The 20,929-nt window shown below is 45.7% G+C and carries 24 protein-coding genes; 11 read left to right on the forward strand and 13 right to left on the reverse strand.

Annotation, left to right across the window (positions count from 1 at the left end; all coding sequences use genetic code 11):
• Positions 1–31 precede the first annotated feature (31 nt).
• The 4 genes from DRW07_RS01105 to DRW07_RS01120 all read left to right on the forward strand — a co-directional run bounded on the left by DRW07_RS01105 (position 32) and on the right by DRW07_RS01120 (position 4,357).
• Positions 32–1,210, forward strand: coding sequence for a cytochrome-c peroxidase (locus tag DRW07_RS01105; protein ID WP_124026810.1), 1,179 nt, complete (start codon positions 32–34; stop codon positions 1,208–1,210).
• Positions 1,207–2,721: a parallel beta-helix domain-containing protein gene (locus DRW07_RS01110; RefSeq protein WP_124026045.1), complete on the forward strand. Its 1,515-nt coding sequence runs from the start codon at positions 1,207–1,209 to the stop codon at positions 2,719–2,721. The genes DRW07_RS01105 and DRW07_RS01110 overlap by 4 nt, the downstream gene beginning before the upstream one ends.
• A gap of 5 nt (positions 2,722–2,726) precedes the next feature.
• Positions 2,727–3,437: an SOS response-associated peptidase family protein gene (locus DRW07_RS01115; RefSeq protein ID WP_124026046.1), complete on the forward strand. Its 711-nt coding sequence runs from the start codon at positions 2,727–2,729 to the stop codon at positions 3,435–3,437.
• Between the two features lie 164 nt (positions 3,438–3,601).
• Positions 3,602–4,357: a GGDEF domain-containing protein gene (locus DRW07_RS01120; RefSeq protein ID WP_124026047.1), complete on the forward strand. Its 756-nt coding sequence runs from the start codon at positions 3,602–3,604 to the stop codon at positions 4,355–4,357.
• Here the strand turns inward: DRW07_RS01120 and DRW07_RS01125 are convergent.
• Entirely contained in the window at positions 4,354–6,486 is a 2,133-nt protein-coding gene (locus DRW07_RS01125; RefSeq protein WP_377923143.1) for a molybdopterin-dependent oxidoreductase, read from the reverse strand. The two genes, DRW07_RS01120 and DRW07_RS01125, sit on opposite strands and share 4 nt — an antisense overlap.
• A gap of 297 nt (positions 6,487–6,783) precedes the next feature.
• Here DRW07_RS01125 and rplM point away from each other — a divergent pair, with 297 nt between their 5' ends.
• The 7 genes from rplM to DRW07_RS01160 all read left to right on the forward strand — a co-directional run bounded on the left by rplM (position 6,784) and on the right by DRW07_RS01160 (position 11,689).
• The gene (gene rplM / locus DRW07_RS01130; RefSeq protein ID WP_124026049.1) at positions 6,784–7,212 is read left to right on the forward strand and encodes a 50S ribosomal protein L13; all 429 of its coding nucleotides are present in this window, start codon (positions 6,784–6,786) and stop codon (positions 7,210–7,212) included.
• Positions 7,213–7,224: 12 nt separating this feature from the next.
• A complete protein-coding gene (rpsI, locus tag DRW07_RS01135; RefSeq protein ID WP_124026050.1) occupies positions 7,225–7,617 on the forward strand; it encodes a 30S ribosomal protein S9 in 393 nt (130 codons plus the stop codon).
• A gap of 277 nt (positions 7,618–7,894) precedes the next feature.
• Positions 7,895–8,527: a ubiquinol-cytochrome c reductase iron-sulfur subunit gene (gene petA / locus DRW07_RS01140; protein ID WP_124026051.1), complete on the forward strand. Its 633-nt coding sequence runs from the start codon at positions 7,895–7,897 to the stop codon at positions 8,525–8,527.
• Between the two features lie 3 nt (positions 8,528–8,530).
• Positions 8,531–9,796, forward strand: coding sequence for a cytochrome b (locus DRW07_RS01145; RefSeq protein ID WP_124026052.1), 1,266 nt, complete (start codon positions 8,531–8,533; stop codon positions 9,794–9,796).
• A complete protein-coding gene (locus DRW07_RS01150; RefSeq protein WP_124026053.1) occupies positions 9,793–10,527 on the forward strand; it encodes a cytochrome c1 in 735 nt (244 codons plus the stop codon). Before DRW07_RS01145 ends, DRW07_RS01150 begins: the two co-directional genes overlap by 4 nt.
• Before the next feature lie 71 nt (positions 10,528–10,598).
• The gene (gene sspA / locus DRW07_RS01155) at positions 10,599–11,231 is read left to right on the forward strand and encodes a stringent starvation protein SspA (protein WP_124026054.1); all 633 of its coding nucleotides are present in this window, start codon (positions 10,599–10,601) and stop codon (positions 11,229–11,231) included.
• Positions 11,228–11,689: a ClpXP protease specificity-enhancing factor gene (locus tag DRW07_RS01160; protein ID WP_205665341.1), complete on the forward strand. Its 462-nt coding sequence runs from the start codon at positions 11,228–11,230 to the stop codon at positions 11,687–11,689. Before sspA ends, DRW07_RS01160 begins: the two co-directional genes overlap by 4 nt.
• Before the next feature lie 6 nt (positions 11,690–11,695).
• On the opposite strand, the gene mgtE is transcribed toward DRW07_RS01160, so the two are convergent.
• The 12 genes from mgtE to DRW07_RS01220 all read right to left on the reverse strand — a co-directional run bounded on the left by mgtE (position 11,696) and on the right by DRW07_RS01220 (position 20,718).
• Positions 11,696–13,054, reverse strand: coding sequence for a magnesium transporter (mgtE, locus tag DRW07_RS01165; protein WP_124026055.1), 1,359 nt, complete (start codon positions 13,052–13,054; stop codon positions 11,696–11,698).
• A gap of 83 nt (positions 13,055–13,137) precedes the next feature.
• Complete coding sequence (locus DRW07_RS01170; protein ID WP_124026056.1) at positions 13,138–13,857, reverse strand: hypothetical protein; 720 nt, start codon at positions 13,855–13,857, stop codon at positions 13,138–13,140.
• Between the two features lie 29 nt (positions 13,858–13,886).
• Positions 13,887–14,159, reverse strand: a complete 273-nt coding sequence (locus tag DRW07_RS01175) for an HPr family phosphocarrier protein (RefSeq protein ID WP_124026057.1) — start codon at positions 14,157–14,159, stop codon at positions 13,887–13,889.
• Between the two features lie 10 nt (positions 14,160–14,169).
• Positions 14,170–15,015, reverse strand: coding sequence for an RNase adapter RapZ (gene rapZ, locus DRW07_RS01180; protein WP_124026058.1), 846 nt, complete (start codon positions 15,013–15,015; stop codon positions 14,170–14,172).
• A gap of 19 nt (positions 15,016–15,034) precedes the next feature.
• Positions 15,035–15,478 carry a PTS IIA-like nitrogen regulatory protein PtsN gene (ptsN, locus tag DRW07_RS01185; protein ID WP_124026059.1) on the reverse strand — a complete coding sequence of 148 codons (444 nt, stop codon included), beginning with the start codon at positions 15,476–15,478 and terminating at the stop codon, positions 15,035–15,037.
• 9 nt (positions 15,479–15,487) lie between these two features.
• Positions 15,488–15,775 (reverse strand): ribosome hibernation promoting factor, encoded by a 288-nt coding sequence (gene hpf, locus DRW07_RS01190; RefSeq protein ID WP_124026060.1) that lies wholly within the window; start codon positions 15,773–15,775, stop codon positions 15,488–15,490.
• Between the two features lie 25 nt (positions 15,776–15,800).
• Positions 15,801–17,300 carry an RNA polymerase factor sigma-54 gene (locus DRW07_RS01195; protein WP_124026061.1) on the reverse strand — a complete coding sequence of 500 codons (1,500 nt, stop codon included), beginning with the start codon at positions 17,298–17,300 and terminating at the stop codon, positions 15,801–15,803.
• 84 nt (positions 17,301–17,384) lie between these two features.
• Positions 17,385–18,110 (reverse strand): LPS export ABC transporter ATP-binding protein, encoded by a 726-nt coding sequence (gene lptB, locus DRW07_RS01200; RefSeq protein ID WP_124026062.1) that lies wholly within the window; start codon positions 18,108–18,110, stop codon positions 17,385–17,387.
• On the reverse strand, positions 18,107–18,652 hold the full coding sequence (gene lptA / locus DRW07_RS01205) for a lipopolysaccharide transport periplasmic protein LptA (protein ID WP_124026063.1): 546 nt from the start codon (positions 18,650–18,652) through the stop codon (positions 18,107–18,109). Before lptA ends, lptB begins: the two co-directional genes overlap by 4 nt.
• On the reverse strand, positions 18,618–19,184 hold the full coding sequence (lptC, locus tag DRW07_RS01210; protein ID WP_124026064.1) for an LPS export ABC transporter periplasmic protein LptC: 567 nt from the start codon (positions 19,182–19,184) through the stop codon (positions 18,618–18,620). Before lptC ends, lptA begins: the two co-directional genes overlap by 35 nt.
• The gene (gene kdsC, locus DRW07_RS01215; protein WP_124026065.1) at positions 19,181–19,732 is read right to left on the reverse strand and encodes a 3-deoxy-manno-octulosonate-8-phosphatase KdsC; all 552 of its coding nucleotides are present in this window, start codon (positions 19,730–19,732) and stop codon (positions 19,181–19,183) included. Before kdsC ends, lptC begins: the two co-directional genes overlap by 4 nt.
• Positions 19,732–20,718, reverse strand: a complete 987-nt coding sequence (locus DRW07_RS01220; protein WP_124026066.1) for a KpsF/GutQ family sugar-phosphate isomerase — start codon at positions 20,716–20,718, stop codon at positions 19,732–19,734. The genes kdsC and DRW07_RS01220 overlap by 1 nt, the downstream gene beginning before the upstream one ends.
• Positions 20,719–20,929 lie beyond the last annotated feature (211 nt).

Here is a 20,929-nt window from a genome sequence, read left to right on the forward strand (position 1 = left end):
GTTGCGCCTTTCCATCAAGAGAACATTGAGTATGTTAGTGCTGATGACGGTGTTCACATCTCATGCTTCTGAGTTTGTCTTGTCTGAACGTTGCCCGCCAAGTTTTGACCTGGATGAACAGGGTAAATGCAGGTTGGTCACCCGCTATCAATGGTATACCTCCGTACAGGATAGGGGAGTTGGCGGTACACGCACTGCGTTACCAGCGCATAGGGATGGTTTTACCCCGGCGCAAATTGATTTAGGGCGACTGCTGTTTTTTGACCCCATCTTATCTAAAGACGGGAGTGTATCCTGCGCCAGCTGTCATCAGCCAGAAAAAGGCTTTAGTGATGGCCTTGGTAAGAGTGTAGGCATTCAGGGCAAAAGAGGGCAGCGCTCGGCACCGACATTGTGGAACGTAGCGTTCCTTGACAGGTTTTTCTGGGATGGTCGGGCAAATACTCTGGAGGAGCAAGCGGCTGGCCCATTATTCAGTCCTGTGGAAATGGGCAATTCACCTGCTCAGCTGTTAAGCACGCTTAACCAAGATCCCATCTATGTCTCGCTGTTTAAACAGGCTTTTCCCGATACAGACGGCATTGCATTGGAAAGTGTCTACCAAGCACTTGCTGGCTTCCAGGTTTCACTGATTTCACTTAACAGCCGCTACGACAGATATGCCCACGGACATCACAACGCATTGACTCAACGTGAAATTGCAGGAATGAACGTATTTCGTTCTTTTGTGGCCCGCTGTGCTGAATGTCATCAGCCCCCTTTGTTTACCAATAATCAGATAGCGGTTATCGGCGTGCCTGAAAAAAACGGTGACCCTTTTGACGCAGGCGCCGAGGCTACGTTTAATGCCAAAAAATTGCGCGGGGGATTTAAGGTCCCAACCTTGCGCAACATCACACTAACCGAACCATACATGCATGCAGGCAATTTTGAATCGCTTGAAGAATCTGTTGAGTTTTATACCAAAGGGCGTGGCCATGCGGTACCTGAAAACGAGACACTTCAATTGCACTGGCATATCTGGGAGCCTAATTTGACCCGGGAAGAGGTGCTGCTCATTGTTGAATTTTTGGGCACATTGACAGATGAAAGTTTAATCCCCGCCATTCCTGACAAAGTGCCCTCGGGCCGCTCGGTCACGCAGGCATTACAGGTGCAATCCACCCTATTTACTGATTCGCAAGCGCGAACAGCTCAAGGAGAAGAATGATGAAAACAAAGATCTTAGCTGCGGTGCTTATTGTTGGCGCTTTTGCCGGTGGAGCCTATTATGGCGCGCAAAATCGTGCGCCAGTATTCACTTCAAGTGCGGGTGGAGCAACGTATTCCGGTGGTTACGATCAGACTGCCGATACGGCCATGTCAGACAACACGTCTGGCGTTGTTTTGGCGGGCTCGGGAAAAACCTGGGTTGTTGAAGATGGCGATGTGATCATGGATGCAGTGAAGCAGGCGGCGCCAGGAGATACCATTCAAATTATGCCCGGTACGTATCATGAAACTGTCTACATAGATAAAGACGGCATACGCATTTCTGGTGTGATTGAAGAAGGTAAACGCGCAACTTTACATGGAGAAGGGCGCTTGAATGACGCCATCTTGTATTCGGGAAATAATGTTGTGGTAGAAAACCTGCTTATCACCAAGTACAAGGGCAACGCGATCATGGGGCAGGCGGGCAATAATTTTGAAATCCGCAATAATGTCATTGTCGACACTGGCGTTTATGGTGTCTTTCCCCAACTGGGTAAAAACGGTGTGGTTGAGCACAACGTTATTTCAGGCATTGAAGATGCAGCCATTTATGTTGGCATGAGCGACAATATCCACGTTGCGCACAACGAAGTCTTTGATTCTGTTGCGGGTATTGAAATAGAAAACAGCCGTCATGCCATTGTGGAGAACAATTATGTGCATAACAATACGGGCGGATTGTTAGCTTTTATCACCCCTGGTTTGCCGATAAAAACCACGTACGACGTGATTTTTCGCAATAACTTTGTGGTCAACAATAATACGCCAAACTTCGCTGCACCGGGTTCAACCGTCGCTGGCATCCCCGCTGGAACAGGCATTTTGGTTATGGCTGCCGATCAGGTCATTGTGGAGGGCAATATCATTACGGGTAATAAAACAGCGGGTATCATTATTACTGACCACAACAACGCACCGAATACCACTATAGACCCTGAGTCTGACCCAGCCTCTGACGAAGTGATGATCTTAGATAACCTAATGATGAATAATGGGTTTGATACTATCGATGAAGTCAAAGCGTTAATGCTGACAGAATTCAAAACGCGTGATAATGCAGATATTGTTAGAGTTGGCGTGAGTAGAGGCAGTTGCATTATCAACCGGCATCGTTATGTGCATGTGGGTGTAAGTGACTGGGATGAATGTGACTTTACGAATACCGATGCCATTGACGACTATTTGCTCGATGAGCCAGTACCGCCAAGAGATATCGACCAGTCTGAACAAGGCAAGGTGACCTACTTAGGGATATGTACAGGCTGTCATACATATACCGGCAGAATGATAGGACCGCCAGTGGAAATTATACAGGCATTATACATGGATGACCCCCAGGGCTTAGCAGACTACATCGCCAATCCGGTGAAAAAGCGCGATGACTATCCGGAAATGCCACCACAGGATTATTTAAGCCCTGAAATTCGTTTAGCGGTTGCAGAATACATGCTGAAAGTAAACAATTAGAGGCTATGTGCGGAAGATTAAACGTCGTCGACAATCCGGCGCTCATTGAGCTTATAGAAGGCCTGGGCATTGCGCTTGGGCCATCGCAGCTGCGTACTGGCCGTTTTAAACGGGCGACTGACCGCATAAGTATTATTCGCAACAAAGACGGCACCCGCCGTTTAGACGATGCTATTTGGTGGTTGTTGCTTGAGCCTGCGGAACAGGGGTTTAAGCCCTCCAAATACACCTCTTTCAATACCCGCTATGACAAGCTAAATAAGCCCGGGAGTGCCGGGTTTACAGCCTTTCGGCAGTCCCGTTGCGTGATCCCCGTTATGGGCTTCGGTGAGAGTGAATTTATCAATAAAAAGCCAGTGCATTACCACGATTTTATTGCTGAGCAGGGCGCATTATTGATGGGCGGTATATATCGGGAGTGGATGAATAAGGCGACGGGAGAAATAACCTTGTCGTGTTCGGTGATCACTGTGCCACCGCATCCTAAACTCAGGCCATACCATGCAAAGTCATCGCCACTAATCATGCCGCAAGATAGCGCCCTATTAAATGCCTGGTTAAACGAAAACGAGCACAATACTGCGCAATTTGAAGTACTACTTGAACCGCACATACCTAACAATCTGCGCGTATTTCAAATTGACAAACCCAGTCTGCACAATGTGATCAAAGACAAAGAACTCGTGGCCGCCGACCCTTCGTGCAGTGCGGATTGAATTGTCAGCTTTACTTAACACACCAAAATGGTGCATAGTGCCATGCGAAATATTTATCAGAGCCGGTAGTTTGACAAGGTTAGTCAAGTTGTTGAGGGAAAAGCACGGATCTTCATTTTCGAGTGACAACGCTGTCGTTCAGCGATGCAAGGCTCAGGGAGTATATGAAGCATCTAACCAAGAATTTAATCAATAAGGTGATCAATAAACGTTTATCTACCGACGTTATATTGTTAGTGGCTGTCAATCTAGTCGCATTTTCAATATTGGCTTACCTCGATGCGTTTGAATGGTTTTATCAGTATTCGAGAAGTCACGAAAACTGGGAATTGGATGAGTTGTTGGTGCTAACCTTTACCTTATCCATTACGTCTGCATTCTTTGCCTTCAGACGCATTCGCGAGATGAAAAAGTTACAGCAACGGTTAGAGCGCTATGCACAAACAGACTTTCTGACAGGCTTGTACAACCGTCGCAAGTTGCACCAAGTAGGCAAGCATGCGCTTGATCGACTTGAAAGGGGCGAGCTATCTGCGATGTCAGTATTGTTACTTGATCTGGACAACTTCAAACAATTGAATGATTTGTATGGTCATTTAATCGGTGATGAAGTCATCAAAGAAGTGGCTCAGGTGTTGAAATCTTGTGTCGGTAAAAGTGATGCGGTCGCACGTTGGGGAGGGGAAGAGTTTTTGGTTGTGTGTCCTGCCAAGTCGGAACAGGAGGCAATGAAGCTGGCTGAGTTGATGCGAAAATCTATCGAAAGGCGAACCTTTAATATGGACCATCCTCTCTCGGTAAGTATTGGCCTGAGTAGCTGGTCGAAAGGCATGACATTCAATGATATTTTACACAAAGCAGACGATGCCCTTTTCATGGCTAAAAACCAGGGAAAAAACCAAGTGAGGGTGCTGCACTAGGCAGTAATGGGATAAATCTCAACTGGCACACCGTTAAGTACGGCGTTGCCACTGAGTTCATCCACAACGCTGGCATCGGTCAGATCGTTGCAGCTTACACCAGGGTGCGCTATTGCCACAGTTGAACTTATTTCCTGATGTGTGTGGCCCCATCCATGGGGGATAGAAACAACATTGGGCATAATGTCGTCCGTTACCTCGGCATCAATTTCTATATTTCCAACCCGAGACTTCACACCAATGCGTTGGCCATCGGTGATGTTGTGCGACGCTGCGGTAGATGAATGCAGCTGCGCAGTGCATCTGTTGCTACCTTTGAGCATTCTAGGGTTATTATGCAACCAGCTATTGTTTGATTTGATGTGCCTTCTGCCAATAAGCACCACGTGTTTTGCGGCGGGAGAAGCAAAAAAATGCGCGTTCAGCCGTGTTAAATCTGCCATAAAAAAGTCGAAACACAGATGAATTCTTTTGTCTTCGGTAAAAAGTGCTTCTGGCAATGCGGTTTGCAGGGGGCCTAAGTCTACGCCGTGAGGATGGTTGAGTAAGGTATCGATACTGAGTTTGTGGCTTTCACTATAGCGCCCCTCTTTTAAAAGGGTATCAACTACACCTCGCGGTTGCTGAGCATGCAATGATGCGTAATGTGCTGTAGGTGCGCCATAGTGACTGTCGAACTTTTCAGCCAAACGTAAATATATCTGCCAATCACTAAGTTCGTCGTCTCTGGGCGCAATGGCGGGGGGAGAAAAACTCGCGCAATTGCGCACTGCAAGCTTGTGAAAAACAATATCGTAGTGGTCTCTTTGCAGTGCGGTAACTGGGGGCAAAATGATATCTGCATGCCGGTTACTCTCATTGATGTAAAAGTCAACCGATACCATAAATGCCAGAGAGGAAAAGGCCTCGTCTAGTTGTCGACCATTAGGGGTAGACAGAACAGGGTTTCCCGCGCCGATGATCATGGCTTTTATTTGACCTTCACCTGGCGTCATAATCTCTTCAGCCAAACAGGCTACTGGCAATTCGCCACCAAAACTAGGTAGCTTTCGCACTCGTGAACAGTGATTGCCAAACCCACCCCGGCTTTTCTGGTTGCGTGTATCTGCGGCTGGCTGTGTGAACATAGCCCCTCCAGGAGCATCCAAATTGCCCGTGATAATATTAAGCAGCGTAATCAGATACTGTGACAAGGTCCCAAACTGCTGGACACTTGCGCCCATGCGACCATAGCAAACTGCTGTTTTGGCTGTAGCAAACATTTTGGCTAGGTGAATAATTTGTTCGGGCGTCATACCGACATAGCCAGCAACTTTATGAGGCGGATAGTCGTCTACCCATTGCGCTAACACAGGTAGCTCTGGAGCAAGTTCGCTCAATTTACCTGGTTTTTGTAAGTTCAAATCAAAAATCGTGTGGAGCAAGCCAAGTAATAGTAGGGCATCTGACCCTGGTCTTATGTAATAGTGATGATCACTCAAGCTGGCAGTCGCTGTTTTTTTGGGATCAACGACTACAACCTTTCCGCCTCTTGCCTGAATGGCTTTAAGACGTTGCTTTATATTCGGCGCACTCATGATGCTGCCATTTGATGCTAATGGATTACCACCAAGGATCAGGAAGAAGTCGGTACGATCAATGTCAGGAATAGGGATTTGCATTTGATGGCCGAACAATTGCCGACTCACGATATGATGAGGAAGCTGGTCAACTGATGTAGCAGAAAAGCGGTTTCTTGTTCTTAATGCGCGATAAAAAAGTGGACCATAAAGCAAGGCGCCAAGATTATGTGCATTGGGGTTACCCAAATACAAGCCTACCGCATTGAGACCAAACTCTGATTGAATGTCAGTAATCCTGTTGGCGACAGTGTCAATGGCGTGTTCCCAGCTAACAGGCACCCACTGTCCATTGGCTTTTTTTAGCGGCTGGCGAATGCGCTCTGGGTCATCGTAATAGTCTTTCAAGGTAGCGGCTTTAGGGCAAATGTAACCCTGGCTAAATGGGTTTTGCTTATCACCTCTAATGGACAAAATCGCGTCGCCATCGGTAGTGACTTCGATGCCACACATGGCTTCACAAAGTGTACAAGTGGAATAATGTGTTTGTGGCATACGGTTTGAACACATGCTGTAAGGTATTTAACAAAATAGTAACAATAAAAGTGAGTTCAGTGCCAATGTATGACAGTGGGCAATAAAAAAATGCTGCTTAATTTGAAATAAATTTTCGCTTAGAGGTTCGCTTTTCACTCAAAATCTGTATAATTCGCGCCCTGCCCAGTTACGTCCGTCTGATTTTTCCCAATCAAGGCGGCAGATCAGCATCACTCGAAGGGGTGGTATTGCGGTCATATGGCGAGTTTGACACTCGTGACGAGTGGGTAAACTCAAGTAACGACGAATTTATTTTTCGGGTATATATAAATGAAAACTTTTGTAGCCAAACCAGAAACGGTTCAGCGCGATTGGTTTGTGGTTGATGCCACTGACAAAGTACTTGGACGTTTGGCGTCTGAGATTGCGCATCGCTTACGCGGCAAGCATAAGCCAGAATACACACCTCACACAGATGCAGGTGATTATATTGTTGTTGTTAACGCTGATAAAATCCGCGTAACCGGCAACAAAGCGAAAGACAAAATGTACTACGCGCACTCTGGTTACCCAGGCGGTTTAAAAGAAACCAACTTTGAAAAACTGCTTGCTCACAAGCCTGAAATGGTGCTTGAAAAAGCAGTTAAAGGTATGTTGCCAAAAGGCCCTCTAGGGCGTGCGATGTTCCGTAAAATGAAGGTGTATGCCGGTGCTGAGCACAAGCATACTGCACAACAACCTCAAGTACTGGATATTTAAGGAACGACACTCATGGCAGATACTCAATATTACGGCACTGGCCGTCGTAAAAGCTCTACCGCACGCGTTTTCTTGCGTCCTGGTACAGGCAATATCACTGTAAACCAGCGTCCTCTTGACGAGTTCTTTGGTCGTGAAACTGCACGCATGGTTGTTCGTCAGCCTCTTGAGCTTGTAGAGATGACTGAAAAGTTTGACCTATACATCACTGTTAAAGGTGGTGGTATCAGTGGGCAAGCTGGCGCAATTCGCCACGGTATCACTCGTGCTTTGATGGAATATGACGAAGCACTTCGTTCAGACCTTCGCAAAGCTGGCTTTGTTACGCGTGATGCACGTCGCGTTGAACGTAAGAAAGTGGGTCTACACAAAGCGCGTAAGAAACCACAGTTTTCGAAACGTTAATCGTTTTATATGTGTTTTTCAAAAAGCCCGGTTTTGCACCGGGCTTTTTTTTGATCGTACATTTTACTAACACTAGCGTTCAGCTTCTGTTACATAGACTTTGATCTTCTGCACTAAAAACAGCCTTCTACACAAGTAAAACCTTGTGTTTATAAGGGGTTTTCTTTTATCATTCGCTATTGATAAACAAATATAAAAATAAGCCTGTTGGCGTTAATCAGGTGATAGTTCAAATATTGCTGTTTGCGCCCGAGAATCCAACTCTGGAGACATGTGGATGAGTAATGTGTCAGTAGATGCGAATCAATCTGCGCCTGCTAAGCAAGACCAGCCCGATAACAACAATCGTCGTAAGTTTCTGACGGTTGCCACCTCGGTTATTGGTGGTGTCGGTGCGATAGGTGCAGCCGTTCCTTTTATCGGCTCTTGGAACCCAAGTGCCAAAGCCAAAGCCGCAGGTGCTGACGTCGAAGTCGATATCAGCGCTGTTGAGCCGGGTCAGTTAATTCGAGTTATGTGGCGTAGTAAGCCTGTGTGGATAGTGCGACGCACGCCAGAAATCCTTGCCGCACTGGATAAGCATGAAGACCAGCTCCGCGACCCCAATTCGGAAATGGAGCAACAACCTACATTTGCACAAAACAGACACCGCTCATTGAAAGATGAATACCTTATCTTGGTGGGGATTTGTACGCATTTAGGGTGCTCACCACAGCATTTGAAAAACGGCGCGATGGAAGAATATGCAGAGGGCGTAACAGACGGTTTCTTCTGTCCTTGTCACGGCTCTAAGTTCGATATGGCAGGACGTGTATTCCAGAACGTTCCGGCTCCATTGAACCTGGTTGTGCCACCTTATCAATTTGTTGATGACACTACAGTCATCATCGGTTCTGAAGCGGAGGCATAGTTCATGAAAGCACTGATGGACTGGATTGAATATCGAATTCCTTTGATGCGTGTTGCAAACATGCACGCAATACAATACCCCGCGCCCATGAACATGAACTTCTGGTACGTGTTCGGTTTCTTGGCAACCATTGTTCTGGTTAACCAGATAGTTACTGGTATCTGGCTAACGATGAATTTTGTTCCGTCAGCAGAAGGTGCGTTTGCCTCTGTTGAATATATTATGCGTGAAGTGGATTATGGTTGGATTATCCGTTATATGCATAGTACCGGTGCGTCGGCCTTCTTCGTGGTTGTCTACCTTCACATGTTCAGAGGCATGATTTATGGCTCTTACCAGAAGCCCCGCGAATTGTTGTGGGTGTTTGGTATGCTTATTTATCTCGCGTTAATGGCTGAGGCCTTTATGGGGTATGTGTTGCCATGGGGACAAATGTCTTACTGGGGGGCTCAGGTAATTGTTTCATTGTTTGGGGCAATTCCTGTTATCGGCGAAGACTTGGTTATTTGGCTTCAGGGCGACTACGTTATCTCTGGCGCTACGCTTAACCGCTTCTTTGCGCTGCACGTTATTGCGCTTCCTCTGGTCATTGTTATCTTGGTGTTCTTGCACATTATTGCCTTGCATGAAGTGGGTTCAAACAACCCTGACGGTATTCCAATCAAACATCCAAAAGGTTCTTTGTCTGAAGATGAAAAAACCAAGTGGGAAATTCACGAATACTATACAAGCAAATACGACATTGCCGATGACGTTCTGCCGTTCTTCCCGCACATTGTATTGAAAGATCTAGTGGCCTTTACCATATTCCTATTCGCATTCTGCTACGTTATGTTTTTTGCGCCAGAAATGGGGGGTAAATTCCTTGAACATCCTAACTTTGAAATTGCTAATCCGCTAAAAACGCCTCAGCATATTTTCCCTGTTTGGTACTTCACGCCCTTCTACGCCATTTTGAAAGCGGTACCTGATAAGCTCTTCGGTGTTATTGCTATGTTTTCAGCTATCGCAGCGCTGTTTGCATTGCCGTGGTTAGACCGTAGTAATGTTCGCTCGTGGCGTTATCGCAGTGGTCTGCACAAAGCAAACCTGATCGTATTCGCAATTGTGTTCATTTTCTTAGGCTACCTCGGCGGCACACCGCAGGAGAACTGGAAAATTACAGCGTCGCAAATTGCCACTGTTATGTACTTTGGTTTCTTTGCTGCACTCTTCTTGTACAGCAAAAACGAAAAGACCAAGCCTGTACCTACGAGGATCCCTAAATGAAAAAATTGATATGTATTTTAGCATTTGTGTTTCCTCAGCTAGTTTTGGCTGCGGGCAGCAACTATCCGTTGGAAAAAGCCAACATTGATTTGACTGACAATGCGTCATTGCAACGCGGCGCACAGATATTTATGAACTATTGTCTGGGCTGTCACTCAATGCAGTATCAGCGTTATCAGCGCACGTTCAGCGATTTGGGCATTCCAGATGAGTTAGGTCAAGAGTATCTTCAGTTTACCGGTGAGAAGGTTACTGACTATATTACACGTGCTATGCCAGGCGAATCTGCAGCAACTTGGTTTGGTGCTCCACCACCTGATTTAACCTTGGTTGCTCGTGTACGTGGGCCAGACTGGTTATACACTTACCTTACGACTTTTTACGAAGATGAAAGCCGTCCTTTTGGTGTGAACAACAAAGTATTCCCCGATGTGGGCATGCCGCATGTGCTTGAGCCGCTGCAGGGTACACCGCGCATTTCATACACAGAAAGAATGGTAGACGGTGAAGTAATCAAAGATGTAGATGGTATTAAATCAGACGGCACAGGTTCCATGTCACCCGAGGAGTTCGACCAAGCGATGCATGACTTGGTTAACTTCTTGGAGTATACAGGCGAGCCTTCAAGGCTTCAGTCAGAGGCAATAGGTAAATGGGTTCTCGTATTTATCGTTGTGTTTGGCATCTTTGCTTATCTATTGAAGAAAGAATACTGGCGTGACGTCCACTAAATAGTTACGTCAAGATTATATTATTGCAAGGGGCGTGCTATGCCCCTTTTTTACCTTTTGGAGGTTAATACATGGCCGTTGCCGCGAATAAACGTTCTATCATGACGTTGTTCTCAGATACTATTGATATCTACAGTCATCAAGTCAGGATCGTACTTGCTGAAAAGGGTGTTGGTGTTGAAATTAGTTACACTGAACCTAGTAATTTGCCCGAGGAGTTACTTGAACTCAACCCATACGGAACCGTGCCAACATTAGTTGATCGCGAACTGGTCTTGTACAAGTCTCATATTATTATGGAATACTTGGACGAGCGATTCCCTCATCCTCCACTTATGCCGGTTTATCCTGTATCTCGTGGCCAAAGTCGCTTGATGATGCACCGTATTGAGCAGGATTGGTACTCTTTGGCTGCACGCATTTTCCGTGGTGAAGGCGATGTAGAAGCTGCACGCAATGAGTTAAGAGAAGCGCTGTTAAGTATGGCCCCGATCTTTGCTGAAACGCCATTCTTTATGAGCGAAGAATTTAGCTTGGTTGATTGTTACCTTGCGCCGTTGCTGTGGCGTTTACCTGCGCTCGGGATTACCCTGAATGGCGCTGGAAGCAAAGAGATTTTAGGCTATATGAATAATATCTTTGAACGTCCGACATTTAAGGCATCATTGACTGATCAGGAAAGGGAAATCCACAACCCGCTATGAAAGACATGACTTCTAATCAGCCCTACTTGCTGAGAGCGTTCTACGATTGGATTGTCGATAACGGTCTAACGCCTTATGTAGTGGTTGACGCAAACAAAGACGGCGTTGATGTGCCCAGAGAGTTTGTTCAGAACGGTCAGATAGTTCTGAACATCTCGCCGAGTGCGTGTGTCAGTTTGCACCTTGATTTAGAAATATTGTCTTTTCAGGCTCGGTTTGGCGGCACACCGCGATTTATATCTATGCCATGTAACGCCATTTCAGCCATTTACGCACGTGAAAATGGCGCGGGTACAGTCTTCGTGGCAGAAGGTGAGTCAGCGACTACTGATGAGTCTCAAGGCACTGCCGATACTAAACTGGAGTCGGTTGATAGTGCTTCAGAGCAAACACCTGAACAGTCAGATACTAAGCCACCAAGGCCTAGCGGGAAGCCCACGTTAAAAGTCATTAAGTAATCATACTTAAAGTAAAAACAGCGTAGCGGTTCCCAGAAACGCAAAGATCCCCACAACGTCGGTAATGGTTGTTAATATCACGCTGCCGGCGAGTGCGGGGTCTATTTTTAATTTTTTCATGATCAGAGGCAAAGTCGCTCCAGACAAGGCGGCAGCAACCATGTTCATCATCATGGCAAACGCTATAATGACGCCGAGCATATAGTCTTGTTTCCACAGCGCAATAACAGTAGCGATTAATACCGCCCAGATCACACCATTAAAAAAGCCTATCGCTAACTCTTTGCTTATTAAATAGCGAGAGTTGTCTTGGTTGACATGTCCCAGTGCCATACCGCGAATAACCAAGGTTAAGGTTTGGTTTCCAGCAACGCCACCCATACTGGGTACAATGGTATTTAGTATAGCTAATACCGCGAGCTGACTTAGGGTAGCTTCGAACATATCACTTACTGCAGCTGCCATTAGCGCGGTAATCAGGTTTACGCCTAACCATACCGACCGCCGCTTGGTACTTTGCAGTACAGGGGCAAAGGTATCTTCTTCATCGTCAAGACCGGCCATACTCATCATAGAGTGCTCAGCATCTTCGCGAATGATGTCTACAACATCGTCTATCGTTATACGACCAACTAAGCGACCCTTGTCGTCTACTACTGGCGCAGAAAGCCAATTATAACGTTCGAATAGGCTGGCCACCTCGCGCTCTGGCATATCTACAGGAATAGCCTCAGCTTCATCAACCATAACCTCTTGGATCGTTTGATCAGTGTCGGCTGTTAATAGACGAACTATGGGAATTAATCCCATCAAATTATCAGTGCGATTGACCACGTAGAGTGTATCGGTATTTTCAGGCAATTCTCCTTTAAGGCGAATATAACGAAGCACAACATCAACAGACACGTCGGCTCGCAACGTAATTGTGTCTGTGTTCATAATAAAACCGGCGGTGTCTTCTCCGTATGCCAGTGCCTGTTCTGCTCTATGCCTGTCCTGGGTATCCATTGACTGCAGGATATCCTGTAGCACTTCATCTGGTAGGGTACTTAAGGTTTCAGCCAGATCATCAGTGTCCATTTCTTCAAGGGCATCAACTACCATTGAAGGCATCATTTTACTGATAATGCCGTTTCGAACTTCCTCCGAGAGCTCTTCTATCACGTCACTGTGATAATCACTGTCCATGAGCTCCCACAACTCGTCACGGGTTTTGGTTGGGCTAGATTCGAGGAGGAGCGCCACATCACTGGGCTGCAGGCTGTGCAATAATTTGCGGACAGAGACAAACCGACCCTCGGCAAGGGCATCATTTATTGTGCGAAGTTGATTTTGCGTATGTTTTGTTGCTAGAGCTTCGGCCACAGTAAACCTTACGCAAGTACTTGAAACTAGTTAGGAATAGCCTAACTCAGATAGGTAAATTTAGCCATTGAAAAATTACTCTGTTAAGTCCGAACACCGTGGCGAAATACGCAGCCAGCGGGGAAATATCCTGTGTTTGCCGGGAATAAATCGATAAAAGAAATCTCGCCGACTATATCTTTTTCGAATGATTTCCTGATTTCAAAATACTGTGATGCATAGGTGTCACCTTCTGCCCAAAATTCAATGTAGGGAAACTGACGGTATTTCCATTTCCCTTGCAGTTTCATTGTACCGTAAGCTAACTCTGTAGAGTGGGAAAACTGATATGCGCCATTTGCCTTGAGCGTTAATGTGAGTTTAGGAGGGCACTTATGGCCCTGATATGTCTGGATCAAGTCCTCGACAAAAACATCTGTTTGGCCTGCTGGATTATCGGGAATAAGAAACACAGCAATAGCATTTGTGGTATACCAGTGATTGCCCTTTGTGAGCGCCTGGGTGTTGATAACTGGCAGATTGTTTTGGTCTGAAATACGCTCTGCAAGCGAGATAACGTCTGGATCAGATAACAATAAAGAATAAATAATCGTATTTTGATTTATTGATGATGGAAAGTCTAAGTTGTTGAAAATAATATCGTAGTTGGCATTATCAAAGCCACGTTCTAAGGTCGCTTTTTGTTCATCACTTAAATACTTGGCATATATATGTATATCGGGCTTCGACGTGCATCCAATGGTGAATAGACAACAAAAAATGGCTGTGTAAACAGCACGTAAATTACTTAACGTGATGTGCATAATAACCGTTTGTCGCTCATGGGAAAGTGTTACTCGTTTTCGTTGAATTTACCGACAATCAAGGTTTCTATTGCAGAAAGCGCATGCTCTGCGTCTTGGCCTTCACAGATTACTTTAACATCTTGCCCCTGGTGACTTTCCAGCATCATTAAACCTAAGACGCTGGACGCATCGGCCTGCTTTTCACCGTTACAAATTGTGCATTTTGCGTCGTATTTTTGCGCAACCTGTACTAGCTGAGTCGCCGCTCTGGCATGCAATCCAAGCTTATTGACTATGGTAATGTTTTTTTCTTTTCGCACGTTTCAGCCTCTACTTATGAAGTTCGCGGTGCCGAATTTGAACATCGGGGTGGATATCGCTGAATGTTTTTGACAACGACTGTGCAATAAAGACGGAACGATGCTGACCACCTGTACAGCCAATGGCTACGGTAACATAGCTACGATTATTGCGTTCTAGGTGAGGCAACCAGGTAGTGATCAGGTTTTGAATCTGCCATATAAATTTTGTGACCAGAGGCTGTGATCCCAAAAATATTTCTACCGGACTGTCGAGGCCCGTCAGGGGCTTAAGGTCGGGCTCCCAGTGTGGATTGGGTAAAAAACGGGCATCAAAAACATAGTCGGCGTCTTTTGGAATACCGTGTTTGAAGCCAAAAGATTCAAATACCAGCACTAGGCGGGAACTTTTTTTACCTAAAATACGCTCCCTGATAAGTTCAGCAAGCTGGTGTACAGAGAGGGAATCGGTATCCACATAGAGATCGGCCCGCTCTGTAATGGGCGCAAGCAAATCAGACTCTGCTTTTATGGCTTCGACCAATGACTTATTGTGTTTGGTAAGTGGATGCAGGCGTCGGGTTTCACTAAAGCGCTTCACTAAAATATCATCACTGGCATCGATGTAAACGATGGTTAGCTTCCATGATGTTGGAAGGTAATCTAGGATCTCATTAAGCTCATTCGCTTCTTTGGGTAAATTTCTAACATCAATACTTACCGCAACCTGATCATATTCATCTACCACAGTATGGGTAAGTGTCGGCAACAAATTTACCGGGATATTGTCGACACAGTAATACCCTAAGTCTTCCAATGCGCGCAAGGCGACTGACTTGCCAGAGCCGGAACGGCCACTGATGATGATTAAGTTCACGTAGTATCCCTCTAGTGCTTTACTGAAGTGCGCTTACAATATCACTACTTGTTGACGCATTGCGAATGGCTTTTACAATCGTTTTATCACTGAGTTTTTGCGCTACCATGGCCAGTGTTTGCAGGTGCCCTTCGGTTTGCGCTTCAGGCACCAACAACGTAAAGAAAATGTCCACGGGTTTATCGTCTATGGCGTCGAAATCAATGGCGGGTGTGCTGGTAACGATAATGGCGATAACTTGCTCCAGCTCGGGCAGTCTGCCATGTGGAAGCGCGATCCCGTTACCTATTCCTGTACTGCCCATCTTTTCGCGTGCCAAGAGACTGGTTAACACAGTGGCAGCTTCAATCTGTGGATTATTGCTGGCCGCTATATCACTGATAATTTCTAAAATTCTCTTTTTACTATTGCACTGGACCGCACATTCTGTGCGGTCCAGGCTGACTATTGCTTGTATGTCCATTGATTCATCTTAATGGCGTTTGAGTTTTTCCTTGTGCTTAAGGACCTGCCTGTCGAGTTTGTCTACCATACTGTCGATGGCGGCATACATGTCAGTGTTTTCTGATGAGGCAAATACTTCAGCTCCACTTAAGTGCATAGTAGCTTCTGCTTTCTGACTGAGTTTCTCGACATTTAAGATCACATGCACGTTAGATATGTGATCGAAGTGTCGTTCCAACTTGGAAAACTTAGTGTCAACGTAGTTACGTAGTGAGTCCGTGATTTCTACATGATGACCGGTCAAGTTTATTTGCATAGACGTCTTCCTTCTATATGGGAGCCTAGAGCAGGCTCTTGCGTTGGTTTGACGGTGGGATCGATAATGATTCCCGGTATTTTGCTATTGTTCGCCGAGCCACTTTAATACCTTGGTCGGCTAACAATTGGGCAATCTTACTGTCACTGAGTGGCTTGCTGGGTGTTTCTGCGGCCACCAGTTTTTTGATCAGTGCGCGAATAGCGGTCGAAGAGCACTCTCCACCTGATTCAGTAGCAACATGGCTAGAAAAGAAATACTTAAGCTCAAAGATACCACGCGGTGTATGCATATATTTTTGTGTAGTGACACGGGAAATAGTGGACTCGTGCATGTCTACCATTTCGGCTACGTCATTTAACACCATGGGTTTCATCATTTCAGGCCCATGTTCAAAAAAACCTATCTGCTGCTGAACAATGCAATTAGTAACCTTCATCAGAGTGTCGTTGCGCGATTCCAAACTTTTAATAAACCACTTTGCTTCTTGCAGGTGCGAGCGGATAAACTGACTGTCGTTACTGTTTTTAGCCTGTCTGCTCATCGCTGCATATTGTTGATTTATACTTAGTTTGGGTAAACTTTCTGGATTTAGTTCCACAACCCAGCGACCATTTTTTTTCATTACCGATACATCGGGAATAACATACTCTGGTTCTTTGGTGATCAGTGCACTGCCAGGACGTGGGTTCAGGGTTTGCAACAGACGCATCACCTCGCGTAATTCATCTTCTTTGAGACGAGACTTGCGCATCAGTGTTCTGTAATCTTTGCTGCTAAGCAGATCACTGTACTCCCTGATCAATACCTTGGCTTCTTCTATCCATGGTGTGTCAGCTGCAAACTGATTTAATTGAACTAACAGACACTCTTGCGGTGTTCTTGAGCCTGCTCCAACAGGATCGAACATTTGAATACGCTTGAGTACGCATTCAATTTCGTCCATTTCAATGCTTTCTTCTACTGGTAAATCATCGCTGTTTACGGCCTCTAAAATTTCATCTAGCGATACTGTGAGGTAACCGGATTCGTCGATGCTATCAATAATCGCAATAGCGATGGCTCTGTCCACTTCACTAAAAGGCGTTAGCCTCATCTGCCAGAGCAGGTGCTCCTGTATATCATCGGTTGTTTCACCTTGATAGATGTTGTCATCATCATTTGTGGCAGGACCGGGTGCTGGCGAAGATGATGCCGAATAATACTCATCCCAGGTACTGTCAATTGGCAATTCATCAGGTAAATCGTTTTTTTCAAGCGCATCACCTGACTCGATACTGTCAGACTGCACAGGTTCACTGTCTGGTGAGGCCTCACCGTTGGCTGTTTCTTTTATTGTATTGAGGCTCTCTTCACCAGAGGGGACATCCGCTTCGTCAACTTCAAGCAAAGGGTTTGCATCAAGCGCTTCCTGAATTTCCTGTTGCAGGTCTAACGTTGACAGCTGCAACAGTTTAATCGCCTGCTGCAACTGAGGAGTCATTGTAAGTTGTTGACTGAATTTAAGCTGTAATGATGGTTTCATCTACGTCTTGTTTTACTTGTTACGCTCTAGCTTGTGCTGTGTTGATAGTATGACATTGGTCACAAATGAAATGTCCTTCCTTAACTATAGCCTGAATTGTTCGCCTAGGTATACATCTCTTACTTTTTGATTTGCTAACACGGTTTCCGCATCGCCTTGGGCGATGAGTTCACCATGGCTGACAATGTACGCCATTTCACAAACATCTAATGTCTCTCTTACATTGTGGTCGGTGATTAAAATACCAATACCGCGGTCTCGTAAATGCGTAATGATTTTTTTGATATCGTTAACCGAAATGGGGTCTACACCCGCAAATGGCTCGTCCAGCAAGATAAACTTAGGGCTTGCGGCAAGCGCTCTGGCGATTTCTACGCGCCGCCTTTCACCCCCTGACAGCGCCATACCCAGACTATTTCTTATGTGATTGATATTGAATTCATCTAGCAGATCATCGGCTTCCTGCTCACGCTGCGTATTAGATAACTCCTTGCGGGTTTGCAAAATAGCCATGATGTTTTCATAGACGGTCAGTTTTCTAAAAATAGACGCTTCTTGGGGAAGATAGCCAATTCCATGTCGCGCCCTTTCGTGCATAGGTTGTTGAGATAACTCGGTTTGGTCAATATAAATTTCACCGTGATCAGAGGGTACGAGGCCCACTATCATATAAAACGTGGTGGTTTTACCTGCACCATTTGGACCTAGCAGGCCAACAATCTGTCCAGTAGATACCGACAAGCTTACGTCGCGTACAACCTGTCTAGATTTGTAGGATTTTGCCAGCCCAGTTGCCGATAAGGTACTCATTGTGCCGGCGGCTCCTCTTTCTCTTTTTTCTTTGAACCCGGCAAGGCACCAGGTTTAAATACTGTCGTGACCCTTCCGTCTTCATTGCCTGTGCCGTCAGCCAGAAGCTGTTCGTTTATCATATCGAAGGTAATTGCACCGCCAGACACCGAGCTGGTGTCACGGATTAACTCGGCGCTGCCAACGAGTGAAAGAATACGCGTATCCAGCTGGTAGGTGATTTCTGTCGCTTTTGCACTCACTGTCTGACCATCGTCCAGTTGTTGTGAATAACTGGCCGGAGAGCCTTTTGCTGTGAACACTTCTTTGCCTTCACCTTGGCTGGCATCAATTTCCAGCTCATCGGCTTTTATTAATAGCGAACCTTGTCTTATTACCACGTTCCCTCTCAGGAAAGACACTTTTTCTTTACCATCTGCAAACTGATGGTCAGAGCTGATTTCTACTGGTTTTTCAAAATCTTCCTCTCCTGCCAGGCTCGGCGATGCCAGCCCTATGGCCAAAAGGCTACTTAATAACAGGTGAATAGACGGTTTTAACATGGTTTTGTAACTCATAATATTCTGAACGCAAATCTGCGCTAAATCCGATACTGGTGATGGTAAACCGTGAACCAGAAAGAATAACTTCCTGATCTGACGCCATCGTTTGATTTTCTAGCTCAACATTGATGAACTCTGTCTGAATCGTTTTTACGTATTCGTCGTCACCCAAGCTGGTGATTGTGACATTATTTTCCAGTTGAATCACTTGGTTATCATACAAGGTGCCTTCTGCAGCGTTGAGCTGCCACGGCGAGGTATTTTCTCTTGAATACAGGGTATAAAGCGGTTGTTCAAATACAATGAAACCAAGCTGGTCGAAATGCTGCATTTCTCTGGCGAAAACCTGATGGGTCAAGTTGCCTTTTGCATCATACAGTTTTGTGGTCAGATTCTTTGCCTGATAAGTCGGCTCAAGGGCATCCAGGCCCGTTTTCTTCTGTTGTTCTTCTGACTCATCCATCCAGCTCGGTAGATAGAGTAACAGTGCTGCTATAAACAATGAGCCAATGCTCAAGCCAAGGCGATTCATATACTCATGCCCTGAATACCGGCCAGCTTATTGTGAACTTGCAACAGTGTATCTGCGACTTCTCTCACTGCGCCAAATCCTCCAGGCATAGTGGTGATCCAGTTAGCTTTGGCTTTTACCACAGGGTGTGCGTCAGCCACAGCGATACGCACAGAGGCCAGGTCATACATGCCTGTATCTGGCATATCATCACCAATGGCTGCAATCTGTTGTGACGTCAGTTGTTCTTGTGCCATCAAGGTCTTCAATGCATCCTTTTTGTTGTCTTCGCCTTGGACAATATGCTTCACCGAAAGTGCCCGCATTCTGTCTTCAACAATGCGCGAGCGCCTACCCGTGATGACTGCCAAGGTAAACCCATTGACTGATAATGCCTTAACACCGTAGCCATCTCTGGTGTGAAAGGCTTTGAGTTCTTCACCTTGGTTGCCTAAATAAATACGGCCATCAGAGAATACGCCGTCCACGTCACATACCAACATGCGTACCTGTTTCAGACTTTCAACCAATTCGTCACTAATCTGAGTGTAAAGCGAAGTAAAAGGCATCAGACCACTCCCGCTCTTAGCAACATATGCATGTTAAAGGCACCCAGGATCCTGCGTTGCTCGTCAATCGCAAATAAAGCATTAATTTTGTGCTTCTCCATGATATTCAGTGCGTTTACCGCCAACTCGTTTGCTGTGACGGTTATGCCATTCTTTGTCATGACATCCGACACGTGCGTCGTGTGAATATCCAACCTGTCGTCCAGTATTCTTCTGAGGTCACCATCCGTAAAAATGCCAATTAGCTCAGCCTCATGGTTGACAATGCCGGTAATGCCCAAGCCTTTTTCTGAAATCTCAAATAAGGCCTCTTTTATAGTCGCTGTGTGCGTCACCTTTGGAATGGCGTGGTCGGTTAGCATGACATCCGAGACTTTAAGCAGCAGTTTTCTACCTAAGCTACCGCCGGGATGTGATAAAGCAAAATCGTCAGAAGTAAAACCATTTGCATCTAATAGCGCAACAGCCAGCGCATCACCCAATACTAAGGTCACAGTCGTACTCGTGGTGGGGGCAAGGCCAAGCGAACAGGCTTCCTTTTCTACACTGATATCAAGGACGGTATTCGCCTGCTGCCCTAAAGAAGACAGCGTACTGTTAGTCATGGCAATGACAGGGACGCTCAGACGTTTTACAACAGGTAATAAATTGAGTACTTCGGCTGTTTCACCACTATTTGATATCGCAATTAACACATCATCCTTGGATAACATGCCTAAATCACCGTGGTTGGCCTCTCCCGGGTGCATAAAAAAAGCAGGTGTGCCGGTGCTGGCCAAAGTAGCAGCTATTTTGTTGCCCACATGACCTGACTTACCCATACCAGTTACAACAACTTTACCTTTGCACTGCATCAAAAGATTACATGCGTCTATGAACGATTGGTCGAGGCGATGAGTAAGCTGCTGAACAGCTTTAGTTTCAATTTCAATGACGCGTTTTGCCGATTGAACAAGTATGTTGTCTGTAGTTTGGTGCCCTGTCATGTGTTGCCTTATCATGCTCTTACCACCACATTATGCGTCAAACTCAAGCGCATTTACATTGCAAAAATGCTGTTTGTAGGGAAATTAAGCGCACTTTATCTCATAAAACATGAAATTAATGTCATATTCGAAACATAATAGAGAAAAAAGCGTTCTTAGTGCGTAAAATATCGAGAAATAACAATGGTTACTTCTTATTCAGATACACAAT

It is taken from the genome of Paralteromonas sediminis (assembly GCF_003820355.1).
Lineage (GTDB): Bacteria > Pseudomonadota > Gammaproteobacteria > Enterobacterales > Alteromonadaceae > Alteromonas_F > Alteromonas_F sediminis.